Source organism: Clostridium simiarum (genome assembly GCF_018919175.1).
In the GTDB taxonomy this organism is placed as follows: Bacteria; Bacillota; Clostridia; order Clostridiales; family Clostridiaceae; genus Clostridium_L; species Clostridium_L simiarum.
Map to the genome: position 1 here is coordinate 557,955 of NZ_JAHLQL010000001.1, position 12,364 is coordinate 570,318.

Sequence of the window (12,364 nt, forward strand, 5' to 3'; positions counted from 1 at the left end):
TAATTAACTATTAAGTGATGTGGGAGGAATGGTAATGAGTATAGATGTCACTCAAAATACTCCAACTTCAAAAAAGAGTTTATTTAGTGAAGATATATTTAAAAACTTAAAATTAGTAAAGATACAATTTTATAAAAAAACCAATTGTGTTAAAGTCATATTTAAATCCCCAGAGGTAATAGATGAGTTACAAAAGGATAATATTAAATCTTTAATACAAAAGCAAATAGGTGAAAATTTCAATATAGATTTGGTTTTCTATAGGGATATTAAAAATGTATCTCTAGAGGATGTATTAAATAAATATTGGGTTAATATAATGACAGATGTAATTGAAAAAATGCCTTTATGTAAAGATGTGTTAACTTCAAGTAAGAAAAATATAAATGGAAATATGATTGAAATATACTATGGTAATGAATTTATATGTAGAATGCTTAAAAGACGAAAAGTTAATGAAATTATAAAGGAAAGTATAGTTAATCTTTTTGGAATTAATTGTGGAATTAAAATAATTTATGACGAAAAGCTTGAAGAAAAGGATTATATAGGTGTAAAGAACAAAGAAGACGTAACTATAATAGAAACAGCATTTAAGGATATAAAACCAATAAAGAAAGAAGCTAAAACAACCAATATTTCAAACAAAGGAAGTAATAGATTCGCTGAAAATAATAATGATGACTCAAATGATAATATAATAATGGGTAGAAACATTACAGAGGATAATATTCCTATAATATCCTTAGATGAAACTTCTGGTTTTGTAACAGTTTCTGGAGATGTGTTTAAAACAGATATAATTGAAACTAGAACCGGGAAGAAAATAGTAACATTTTCCATTACAGATTACACTAGTTCTATTACGGTTAAATGTTTTCCAAGACCAAAGGATATAGAAAAGGTATTGGAAAATGTAAAGACAGGATTACATTGTAAGATTAAAGGGGAAGTGGTAAATGACCCTTACGCAAAAGAAATAGTTATTATGGCAAGAAATATAGTTAAGATTCCTAAAATAGAAAGAATGGATACTAATGAAGAAAAGCGTGTAGAGTTACATGTACATTCAACTATGAGTGCTATGGATGCTATAACTCCTGTAAGTAAACTTATAGAGCGAGCAGCAAAGTGGGGACATAAAGCTATAGCAATTACAGATCATGGTGTAGTTCAAGCTTACCCTGAAGCTATGGATGCAGCAAAAAAACATAATATAAAAGTTATATATGGTGTAGAAGGATACTTAGTGGATAACGGAACACCTATAGTAGAAAGAGAAAAAGGACAAAATTTAGAGGATACCTTTGTGGTTTTTGATATAGAAACTACTGGTTTTTCAAATAAAAATGACAGTATAATTGAAATAGGAGCCGTTAAGATTAAGGAAGGAAAAATCATAGATCAATTTAGTGAATTTGTTAATCCTAAAAGATCAATACCTGCTAAGATTGTTGAATTAACTAGTATTACTGACGATATGGTAAAGGATAGTGATTCTATAGAGGAAGTACTTCCAAGATTCATGAAGTTTGTAGGAGATAGTATAATTGTAGCTCATAACGCATCCTTTGATATGTCTTTTATAAGAAAAAATTGTAGAGATATTAATATAGAATTCCATAACTCTGTAATGGATACTATACCTTTAACAAGGTTTTTATATCCTGAGTTAAAAAGATATAAATTAAATGTAGTAGCAAAGCATTTAGGTATTTCTTTAGAAAATCATCATAGGGCTGTAGATGATGCTAAGGCTACAGCGGATATTTTAATAAAATGTATAGAGGAATTAAAAAATAGAGAGATAGTTAACTTACATCAATTAAACAATGAGTTTTTAAAGAATGTGGATATTAAAAAACAACCTACATACCATATAATTTTGCTTGCGAAAAATCAGATAGGTTTAAAAAACTTATATAAGTTAATATCAGAATCCCATTTGGAAAATTTCTTTAAAAGACCTAGATTACCTAAAACTTTAATTTCTGAGTATAGAGAGGGGCTTATAATAGGTTCTGCCTGTGAGGCTGGTGAAGTCTATAGAGCTATTCTTGAAGGTAAAAATGAAGAAGAACTAGATAATATAGCAGATTTTTATGATTATTTAGAGATTCAGCCCTTAGAAAATAATGAATTTTTAATAAGAGATGGCAGAGTGAAAGATAAGGATGAATTAATTCAAATAAATAAAAAGATATGTGAATTGGCCAATAGAAAAGGCAAACTTATAGTTGGGACCTGCGATGTTCATTTTATAGATGAAAAGGATGAAATCTTTAGAAGGATAATAATGTCTGGTCAAGGATTTAAGGATGCAGATAATCAACCTCCCTTATATCTTAGAACAACTACTGAAATGCTAAGAGAGTTTGCATATTTAGGTGAAGAGAAGTCAAAAGAGGTTGTTATATATAATACACAAAAGATTGCGGATATGGTTGAAGATGTTAAACCAATACCAGATGAGACCTTTCCTCCTAAAATAGATGGAGCAGAGGAAGAAGTAAAAAAAATGACCATGGAAAGGGCAAGTTTTTTATATGGAGAAAACCTACCTGAAGTAGTTAAAAAGAGATTAGATAAAGAACTTAATTCCATAATCAGTAATGGATATGCAGTGCTATATTTAATTGCTCATAAGCTGGTTGCCAAATCTTTAGAAGATGGATATTTAGTTGGTTCTAGAGGCTCTGTAGGGTCTTCTTTAGTTGCTACTATGTGTGATATTACAGAGGTAAATGGATTACCGCCTCATTATGTATGCCCTAAATGTAAACATAGTGAATTTATATTAGATGGGTCTATAAGTTCAGGAGCAGATTTGCCAGACAAAAATTGTGAAAAATGTGGAACTTTATATAAAAAGGACGGTCATGATATACCTTTCGAAACTTTTTTAGGTTTTGAAGGAGATAAAGAACCAGATATAGACCTTAACTTTTCTGGAGAATATCAAGCAGTGGTTCATAAGTATACAGAAGTACTTTTTGGAAAAGGTTATGTTTTTAAAGCTGGTACTATTGGAACTATAGCTGAAAAAACAGCCTATGGTTTCGTTAAAAAATATCTTGCAGAAAAAAACATGGTGGTTCCCCAAGCCGAAATAGATAGGTTAACCTTAGGTTGTACCGGAATAAAAAGAACTACAGGACAGCATCCTGGAGGGATAATGGTTGTACCAAGAGATAATGAAATATTTAATTTTACACCTATTCAACGTCCAGCTGATGATAATAACACAGAAATAATCACTACTCATTTTGATTATCATTCTATTAGTGGTAGATTACTAAAACTAGATATACTAGGTCACGATGATCCTACTGTATTAAGGATGCTTCAAGACCTTACTAGTTTAGATCCTAAAAAAATTCCTTTAAATGATGAAAAAGTTATGAGCTTATTCACTTCACCAGAAGCTCTAGGCATAACAAAGGAGGAATTAGGTTGTGAGGTTGGAACCTATGGGTTACCTGAATTTGGAACAAAGTTTGTAAGGCAGATGTTGGTAGATACTCAGCCTAAAAATTTTGCTGATTTAGTTAGAATCTCAGGTCTTTCTCACGGAACGGATGTATGGTTAAATAATGCTCAGTATTATATAAAGGAAGGATATACTACATTAAAAGATTGTATATCTACTAGAGATGATATAATGGTTTATTTAATGTATAAAGGAGTAGAACCCAAAACAGCCTTTACTATAATGGAGAAGGTTAGAAAAGGTAAGGGTTTAAAAGAAGATGATATAAAAGTAATGAAGGAAAATAAGGTACCTGATTGGTATATTGAATCTTGTAATAAAATAAAATACATGTTCCCTAAAGGTCACGCTGTGGCATATGTTATGATGGCAGTAAGAATAGCATATTTTAAAGTGTATTACCCAGAAGCGTATTATGCTACATATTTTACTGTAAGAGCAGATGATTTTGACGCAGATCTTATTGTAAAAGGTGAAGAAGTTATAAAGAGTAAAATGGAGGAAGTAAGTCAACTTGGTAATAGCATGACACAGAAAGACAAAGGCTTATTAACGGTATTAGAAATATCTTACGAAATGTATAAAAGAGGTATTAAGTTTTTAAAAGTAGATATTTATAAGTCTCATGCTACTAAATTCTTAATTGAAGAAGATGGCATAAGACCACCTATAAACGGACTTCAAGGGGTAGGAGAAAATGCAGCTAAAAATATAGTTGAAGCTAGAGGTGAGGGTGAGTTTATTTCTAAAGAAGATCTAAGAATTAGAACAAGAGTTTCAAAAACTGTTATAGAGACTTTAAGTATTCATGGGTGTTTGAATGGATTACCTGAAACTAACCAGTTGAGTTTATTTACCTTATAGTATCAACATATTTGAAAAATTACTTGTAATAAACTTTTTACTATGTTAATATAATATTGTAAAGTTTACTTAATATCCTATGCTTTAAACAGAGTGGGTCAAAAAACCCGCTCTTTATATTTGTGTATGGTAAAACGCAACATTTGTTGCGTTTTTGCTTCAATTATAAGGTTATATTTAATAAAAATATGATAAATACACAAAATAAAAAAGAAAGTATCATAAATAAAAGGAGGGATAAAATGAAACTTAATTCCTTAGTAGAGAATTTAGAGATGTTGATAAGACCCATAGTTGAAGAAAAAGGCTACGAGTTATATCATGTAGAGTTTGTAAAAGATGATGGTGAAAATTATTTAAGAGTATATATTGAAAATGAAAGAGGGATATCCTTAGAAGATTGTGAAAAGGTAAGCAGACCTATTAGTGATATGCTAGATGAAAAAGATCCAATTTCTAGTTCTTATTACCTAGAAGTATCTTCCCCAGGAATCAATAGATATTTATATACAGAAAAACACTATAAAGATAATCTTCATAAAGAAGTATTAGTTAGGCTAAATAAAAGTTTAAATGGCAATAAGTTATATAAAGGTAAACTAGTTCAATTTAATAATGAAACCATAGTTTTATCTATAGAAGATAAAGAAATGTCTATACCTAGAGATATAGTAAGGTCTACCAATTTAGAAGGGGAGATATAAGGAGGTCTATAAAGATGAATGAAGAGTTTATAGGTGCATTAAAAGAAATAGTTAAAGAGAAGGGGATAAGCGAAGATTTACTTTTTACTACAATTGAGGATGCTTTAGTTGCTGCCTATAAAAAAAATTATGCTAATTCTGGGGTTTCATCACAAAATGTAAGAGTTAGTATGAATAGAGAAACAGGTGAAATTCATGTTTACTCTCAAAAGACAGTTGTAGAAGAAGTTTATGATGATGTCATTGAAATATCAGTGGAGGATGCTAAGGATATTAGCCCTCGTTATGAAGTAGATGATATTGTAGAAATAGAAGTTACACCTAGGACTTTTGGAAGAGTTGCTGCTCAATTAGCAAAACAAGTAGTTGTACAAAGAATAAAGGAAGCAGAAAGAAATATAGTATATAATGAATTTATAGAAAAAGAATTCGATATAATAACTGGTACAGTTATTAGGAGAGATAAGGGTAATGTCTTTGTTGATTTAGGAAGGATAGAAGCTGTGCTAGGTCCAAATGAACAAATGCAAGGAGAAGACTATATTTTTAATGAAAAATTAAAACTATATATAGTAGAAGTAAAGAATACTACAAAGGGTGCACAGGTTATAGTTTCTAGAACTCATCCTGGATTAGTAAAAAGGCTATTTGAGTTAGAGGTTCCAGAAATATATGAAGGTATAGTAGAAGTAAAAAGCATAGCAAGAGAAGCGGGATCACGTACTAAAATTGCAGTACATTCAAATGATGAGGCTGTAGATGCTATGGGGGCTTGTGTTGGACCTAAAGGAATAAGAGTACAAAATATAGTAAATGAATTAAAGAATGAAAAAATAGACATAATTAAATGGAGTAAATTACCTGAAGAGTATATTGCCAATTCTTTAAGCCCTGCTAAAGTTTTAGATGTTTCTATTGATGAAGATAATAAATCTGCCCAGGTAGTAGTTGAAGATAATCAATTGTCCTTAGCCATAGGTAAGGAAGGACAGAATGTAAGATTAGCTGCCAAACTAACAGGATGGAAAATAGACATTAAGAGTGTATCTCAGGTTTCACAATAATCATAAAGAGGTGTTGTGATATGAAAGTAAAAAAAATACCACTAAGAATGTGCAATGGCTGCATGGAAATGAAACCTAAAAAAGAAATGATTAGAGTTGTTAAAAGTTCTGAAGGAGAAGTTTCAGTGGATTTAACAGGTAAAAAGTCTGGAAGAGGCGCTTATGTTTGTAAAAATTTATCTTGCTTTGAAAAAGCTTTCAAAACTAAGAGGTTAAATAAAAATCTTGAGGTAAACATAAGTGAAGAGATTTATAATAAGTTAAAGGATGAAATTGATAATGACAAATAAATTTTTTCAATTTTTAGGAATAGTCAAAAAGTCTGGAAATTTAATAGAGGGATATAATCGCTGTGAAGATGCTATAAAGAGAAATAAAAAGATATACCTAATGATATTATCGGAAGATCTTTCTCCTAAAAGCAAAAAAGAATTTTTAAGATACTGCAACGATAAAAATATACCCTATATTGAAAACTATTCAAAGTATGATTTAGGTAGTAGTTTAGGAAGAGCTGAAATAAATATTTTAGCAGTTATTGATAAAAACATGAGCGATAAGCTGATAGAATGCAATGTAAATTAGCTTTGCTGGAGTTTTTTAAAGAAAATTTCGGGGGTGAATGAATTGTCAAAAATAAGAGTATATGAATTAGCAAAAGAACTAGAAATTACTAGTAAAGATCTTATTAGTTTACTTATGGAGGAGTTCGGCATAGAGGTTAAAAATCATATGAGTGTCATTGAAAATGAAGATGCAGAACTTATAAAAGAATTAATTGACGAAAAAGGCAAAAATAATGATGAAAATGAAGCCAAAACCATAGTAGATGAGTATGAAGAACTAGTATCAGAAGAAATAAACAAACAAGTCAAAAAATCTAAAAATAAGAATAAAAGAGGAACTAGAAAACCTCTGGATTCGGAAGAGGATGGCTCAAATATGAGTGACAATACAGAAGAAGAGGTTGTAATCGAAATAGGAAACACCATAACCGTTAAGGATTTAGCAGAAAAGCTTAATAAGCCTAACGCAGAGGTAATAAAGGCATTAATATTCAGCGGTGTTATGGCAGCTTTAAATCAAGAAGTTGATTTTGAAACTGCAGAAAAGGTAGCAGAAAAATTTGAAGTATCTTTAGTATTAAAAGAAGAAGAAATAGGAAAATTAGAAGAAGTAGATATAGAAGAGGATGTTCAAGCAGAAAAAAGACCACCAATAGTTACTGTAATGGGTCACGTTGACCATGGAAAGACTTCTTTGTTAGATGCTATAAGAAAAGCTAAGGTTACTGAAAGAGAAGCCGGCGGGATTACACAACATATTGGTGCTTATACTGTAGAAGTAAATAAAGAAAAAATAACATTCTTAGATACTCCAGGACATGAAGCTTTTACTGCTATGAGAGCTCGTGGAGCGCAAATTACTGACGTAGTAATACTAGTAGTTGCTGCGGATGATGGAATAATGCCACAAACCAAAGAAGCTATAAACCATTGTAAAGCGGCTAATGTTCCTATGGTAGTTGCTATAAATAAAATGGATAAACCTACAGCCAATCCTGATAGAGTAAAACAAGAACTTTCTGATCATGGTCTTGTGCCAGAAGAATGGGGTGGAGATACAATTTGTGTTCCTGTATCTGCTCGTTCAGAGGAAGGAATAGACACTTTACTAGAGATGGTTTTACTTACTTCAGAAATGTTGGAATTAAAAGCAAATCCGTCTAGAAAATCTAAAGGAACAGTAATTGAAGCAAAATTAGATAAAGGTAGAGGTCCTGTAGCTACATTATTAGTACAAAACGGTACATTAAATGTAGGAGATGCTATACTTGTTGGAAACACTTACGGAAGAATAAGAGCTATGTTTGATGACAAGGGAAAGAAAATTAAGTCAGCAGGTCCTTCAATTCCAGTAGAAATTTTAGGATTATCTGAAGTTCCAGCAGCTGGAGATAGATTTAATGAAGTAAAAGATGAAAAAACTGCTAGAACTATGGCTGAAACTAGAAAAGACAAGGATAAAGAAAAATATCTTCAATCTAGTCATAGAGTATCTTTAGAAGATTTATATAGTCAAATCCAAGAAGGTAAAATAAAAGAATTAGGTGTTATAGTTAAAGCTGACGTTCAAGGTTCAGTAGAAGCTATAAGACAATCTTTAGAAAAACTATCTACAGATACTGTTAAAGTAAGAGTTCTTCACGGAGCTGTTGGGGCAATTACAGAAACAGATATAAGTCTTGCAGCAGCATCTAATGCTATAGTAATTGGATTTAATGTTAGACCAGATGGCAATGCAGTTTCTTTAGCTGAAAAAGAAGAGGTTGATATAAAAACTTATAGAGTAATATATGATGCTATTGAAGATATTAAATCTGCAATGATAGGTATGCTAGAACCAGATTATAAAGAGGTTGTCCTAGGAAAAGCTCAAATTAGACAGACTTACAAGATATCAAGCCTTGGAACTATAGCGGGATGTTATATAATAGAAGGAAAAATAACTAGAAATAGTGATATAAGAATAATAAGAGATGGAATAGTTATTTTTGAATCTAAGTTAGCATCTTTAAAGAGATTTAAAGATGATGTTAAAGAAGTAAATACTGGATATGAATGTGGTTTAAGCGTAGAGAAGTTTAACGACATTAAAGAAGGCGACATAATAGAAGCTTATACAATGGAAGAAATTAAAAAAGATAAACTATAAAAAAGGAGGGATTGTATTGGCTAATTACAGAAATGGAAGAATCAATGAGGAAGTTAGAAAAGAGGTTAGTGATATAATCCGAAATCAACTTAAAGATCCTAGAATAAACGCTATGGTAAGTGTTACAGATGTTAAAGTAACTAAAGACTTACGTTATGCTAAAGTTTATGTTAGTATCTTCGGAGATGATGAACAAAAAAAAGATACATTTAACGCTTTAAAAAGTTCTTCTGGCTTTATAAGAAAAGAAGTTGGAAGTAGAGTTAAACTTAGATATACTCCAGAGATTATGATCGAACTTGATGAAAGTATAGAGCAAGGTATGCATATAGATTCTTTATTAGAAAAAATAAAGGAAAATAGAAATGAATAGAGTTATTCAAAACATTTTGCATTTTAATTCTATTGCTATAACCTATCATCAATCACCCGATGGAGACGCTTTAGGAAGTGCTCTAGGGTTGATGCTAGGACTTAGGAAGTTAGGTAAAGATGCCTATATTATATCTAGAGACAGAGTTCCAGATATATATAGGTTTCTCCCTTCTGCCATAGAGGTTAGTGAGGATTTTGCGTCACCTAAAGAAAATACAAAATGTTTAATAATAGTAGACTGTGGTAATGTGGAAAGGATCTCTGGAAATATAGATATATCAGATTCTAGAACTATAATAAACTTAGATCATCACCTTTCAAACAATGAGTATGGAGATATAAACTATGTTGATACTTCAGCTTCTGCTACAGGAGAGATAATTTACTCTCTATTAAAAGGATTAAATGTACCTATAGATGCAAGTATTGCAGAATGTTTATATACAGCTATAATTACGGATACTGGTTCTTTCAAATATCCAGGCACAACATCTAATACTCATAGCATTGCAGGAGATCTTATAAATACAGGTATTAATTTTCCTTTAATTCACAGAAGAATTTTTGAAAATAAACCTCTTCAGAAATTAAAACTTTATGGACAATTGTTAGATAAGATAGAGTTGTTCTTAAATGATAGATTAGCTATTCTTGCTATAAACAAAGAACAAGGAGAAACTTTAGGAGATAATGCAGAGATAATATCTTTACAAATGCAGATTGATACCATAGAAGTTGGAGCTTTTTTAAAACAAGTAGATGAAGGGGTAAAAGTTAGTTTAAGATCTAAAGAGAAAGTAGATGTAAGAAAAATAGCTGAGTCTTTTGGTGGTGGCGGTCACGAAAGAGCTGCTGGTTTTCTATTGAAAGATATAAATTATATTGAAAAAGCCAAAGAAACAATTATAAGCATTTTAGAAAAAGAGTTGATATAATGGATGGAGTTATTAATGTTTATAAACCTAAAGGGATGACTTCTTTTGATGCAGTGAAAAAAATTAGATATTTAAGTAAAGAAAAAAAGGTAGGGCATATTGGAACCTTAGATCCTTTAGCTTCTGGAATACTACCTATTTGCTTAGGTAAAGCAACAAAAATTGTTGAGTATCTTATGAGTGAAGATAAAACCTATAATGTAGAATTAGAATTAGGTCTGGAAACCGATACTTATGATAGAGAGGGTACTGTTATTTCTAGAAGTTCTATAGAACATATTAATGAAGAACAGATCAGACCTATAATAGAGTCTTTTTTAGGTGAAGGTTACCAAGAGCCTCCTATGTATTCTGCTATTAAAATAAATGGTAAAAGACTTTACTCATTAGCTCGTGAAGGAATTGAGGTAGAAAGGGAAAAAAGAAAAATAAATATAAATTACATAGAAGTAAATTACATAAACCTTCCCTTTATCTCATTTAAGGTGAATTGTTCTAAGGGTACATATATTAGAAGTTTGTGTAAGGACATAGGTGTAAAATTAAACTGTGGAGCAGTAATGAGTAAGTTAGAAAGAGAGTCTACAGGAAAATTTTCTTTGGATAACTCAATAAACTTATTAGATTTAACATCAGAAAATATAAAAGATTATTTATTATCTATGGAAGATGTGATAAGTTATCCTATAATATCCGTAGATGATAAATTTTCTAAATTGTTAATCAATGGTGTTACTGTACAAGACCCTGCTTTAAGTGAAGAGAAGTTATTAGAAAATCAGCTTTATAAGGTATTTAATAAATCTGATTTTATAGGTATAGGAAAAAAATATAATAAGGGATTTAAAATAGTTAAGTTATTGATATAAGAGGTATTTACTATGAAAATAATTGATTTTTATACAGATAATTTAAAAGAACAAACTTTTATAGCTTTAGGTAGTTTTGATGGTCTTCATAAAGGACATATGAGTCTTATAAAATCCGCTATAACTAAAGCAAAAGAGATGAATATAAAAAGCATGGTTTATACTTTTCAAAATCATCCCTTAACTGTAGTAAATAAAGCAATTGCACCTAAACTTATTATGGATAATAATACAAAGATTCAATTACTTGAAAAAATAGGTGTTGATATAACTTGCTTAGTAAAATTTGATGAAGATTTTATGAGACTTACACCAGAAAAATTCTTTAAGGACTTATATGATAGATATAATGTTAGAGGGATAGTAGTGGGATTTAACTATAGATTTGGCTATAAAAATTCTGGAAATGTAGAACTTTTAAAGGTTTTATGTAAAGAATATGGAGTAGAACTTGTAGTTATAGAACCTCAGACTACTGATGAAGATATAATAAGTAGCTCTAGCATAAGAAATCTAATTATAGAAGGCGATATAGAAAAAGCAAATAGTCTTTTATTAGAACCTTTTATGTTAAGAGGAAAAATAGAACATGGAAAAGGTATAGGTGGTAAAAATCTAGGCTATCCTACAGCAAATCTAAAACTAGACGAGGAATATATATTGCCGGGAATTGGAATTTATTATACCAATGTAAATTATGAAGGTAAAATTTATAAAGGTATGACTAGTGTAGGTAATAATCCTACTGTAAATGGATCTAAGCTTACTGTTGAAACTTATATACTAGACTTTAATAAGGATATATATGGGGAAGAAATTGAATTGTATTTTATTGAAAAAACAAGGGGAGAAATAAAGTTTCCTTCCTTGGAAGATTTGATAATTCAACTTAAAGAAGATGAGAACATTGCAAGACAGAAAAAAATATATATAAATAGATAAAAAGTAATTTACAACAGCATGCTTATTTGCTATAATGACTGTTGGGAACCTATTTCTAAGGTGGTAGAGTGCCGACTTGCATCTTGGATATAGGGGATAAATACTTGGAGGTGTAAACTAATGGATAAGGCAAGAAAAGAAGAATTAATAAAAGAACACGGAAGACATGAAGGAGACACTGGTTCTCCAGAAGTGCAAATAGCACTTTTAACTGAAAGAATAAACTCATTAACTGGACACTTAAAGACTCATAAGAAAGATCACCACTCAAGAAGAGGATTACTTATGATGGTTGGTCAAAGAAGAGGTCTTTTAAATTACTTAGAATCACAAGATATCCAAAGATATCGTGATATAATTGCAAAACTTGGATTAAGAAAGTAATCTTAGAGCGGTTTAACCGCTC

General features: G+C 30.5%; 11 protein-coding genes. All 11 read left to right on the top strand.

What is annotated here, in order from left to right; translation table 11 throughout:
• The first annotated feature begins 34 nt into the window (after positions 1 to 34).
• The 11 genes from KQI89_RS02615 to rpsO all read left to right on the top strand — a co-directional run bounded on the left by KQI89_RS02615 (position 35) and on the right by rpsO (position 12,342).
• Positions 35 to 4,354 carry a PolC-type DNA polymerase III gene (locus tag KQI89_RS02615; RefSeq protein WP_216455778.1) on the top strand — a complete coding sequence of 1,440 codons (4,320 nt, stop codon included), beginning with the start codon at positions 35 to 37 and terminating at the stop codon, positions 4,352 to 4,354.
• 242 nt (positions 4,355 to 4,596) lie between these two features.
• On the top strand, positions 4,597 to 5,058 hold the full coding sequence (gene rimP, locus KQI89_RS02620) for a ribosome maturation factor RimP (RefSeq protein ID WP_032121580.1): 462 nt from the start codon (positions 4,597 to 4,599) through the stop codon (positions 5,056 to 5,058).
• A 14-nt stretch (positions 5,059 to 5,072) separates the two neighbouring features.
• Positions 5,073 to 6,122, top strand: coding sequence for a transcription termination factor NusA (gene nusA, locus KQI89_RS02625; protein WP_032121581.1), 1,050 nt, complete (start codon positions 5,073 to 5,075; stop codon positions 6,120 to 6,122).
• A gap of 20 nt (positions 6,123 to 6,142) precedes the next feature.
• Positions 6,143 to 6,412, top strand: a complete 270-nt coding sequence (gene rnpM / locus KQI89_RS02630) for an RNase P modulator RnpM (RefSeq protein WP_216455779.1) — start codon at positions 6,143 to 6,145, stop codon at positions 6,410 to 6,412.
• Complete coding sequence (locus KQI89_RS02635; RefSeq protein WP_032121583.1) at positions 6,402 to 6,707, top strand: ribosomal L7Ae/L30e/S12e/Gadd45 family protein; 306 nt, start codon at positions 6,402 to 6,404, stop codon at positions 6,705 to 6,707. Before rnpM ends, KQI89_RS02635 begins: the two co-directional genes overlap by 11 nt.
• 42 nt (positions 6,708 to 6,749) lie before the next feature.
• A complete protein-coding gene (gene infB / locus KQI89_RS02640; protein WP_216455780.1) occupies positions 6,750 to 8,837 on the top strand; it encodes a translation initiation factor IF-2 in 2,088 nt (695 codons plus the stop codon).
• A 16-nt stretch (positions 8,838 to 8,853) separates the two neighbouring features.
• The gene (gene rbfA / locus KQI89_RS02645) at positions 8,854 to 9,210 is read left to right on the top strand and encodes a 30S ribosome-binding factor RbfA (protein ID WP_216455781.1); all 357 of its coding nucleotides are present in this window, start codon (positions 8,854 to 8,856) and stop codon (positions 9,208 to 9,210) included.
• Positions 9,197 to 10,147 carry a DHH family phosphoesterase gene (locus KQI89_RS02650; protein ID WP_425514072.1) on the top strand — a complete coding sequence of 317 codons (951 nt, stop codon included), beginning with the start codon at positions 9,197 to 9,199 and terminating at the stop codon, positions 10,145 to 10,147. The genes rbfA and KQI89_RS02650 overlap by 14 nt, the downstream gene beginning before the upstream one ends.
• The gene (gene truB / locus KQI89_RS02655; RefSeq protein WP_216455783.1) at positions 10,147 to 11,016 is read left to right on the top strand and encodes a tRNA pseudouridine(55) synthase TruB; all 870 of its coding nucleotides are present in this window, start codon (positions 10,147 to 10,149) and stop codon (positions 11,014 to 11,016) included. Before KQI89_RS02650 ends, truB begins: the two co-directional genes overlap by 1 nt.
• 12 nt (positions 11,017 to 11,028) lie before the next feature.
• Positions 11,029 to 11,958 carry a bifunctional riboflavin kinase/FAD synthetase gene (locus KQI89_RS02660; RefSeq protein WP_216455784.1) on the top strand — a complete coding sequence of 310 codons (930 nt, stop codon included), beginning with the start codon at positions 11,029 to 11,031 and terminating at the stop codon, positions 11,956 to 11,958.
• A gap of 120 nt (positions 11,959 to 12,078) precedes the next feature.
• The gene (gene rpsO / locus KQI89_RS02665; protein WP_032121588.1) at positions 12,079 to 12,342 is read left to right on the top strand and encodes a 30S ribosomal protein S15; all 264 of its coding nucleotides are present in this window, start codon (positions 12,079 to 12,081) and stop codon (positions 12,340 to 12,342) included.
• The last annotated feature ends 22 nt before the right edge of the window (positions 12,343 to 12,364 follow it).

Coding starts and splice junctions, on each gene's coding strand:
- KQI89_RS02615 (WP_216455778.1), top strand. CDS start 35: ATGAGTATAGATGTCACTCAAAATACTCCAACTTCAAAAAAGAGTTTA.
- rimP (WP_032121580.1), top strand. CDS start 4,597: ATGAAACTTAATTCCTTAGTAGAGAATTTAGAGATGTTGATAAGACCC.
- nusA (WP_032121581.1), top strand. CDS start 5,073: ATGAATGAAGAGTTTATAGGTGCATTAAAAGAAATAGTTAAAGAGAAG.
- rnpM (WP_216455779.1), top strand. CDS start 6,143: ATGAAAGTAAAAAAAATACCACTAAGAATGTGCAATGGCTGCATGGAA.
- KQI89_RS02635 (WP_032121583.1), top strand. CDS start 6,402: ATGACAAATAAATTTTTTCAATTTTTAGGAATAGTCAAAAAGTCTGGA.
- truB (WP_216455783.1), top strand. CDS start 10,147: ATGGATGGAGTTATTAATGTTTATAAACCTAAAGGGATGACTTCTTTT.
- KQI89_RS02660 (WP_216455784.1), top strand. CDS start 11,029: ATGAAAATAATTGATTTTTATACAGATAATTTAAAAGAACAAACTTTT.
- rpsO (WP_032121588.1), top strand. CDS start 12,079: ATGGATAAGGCAAGAAAAGAAGAATTAATAAAAGAACACGGAAGACAT.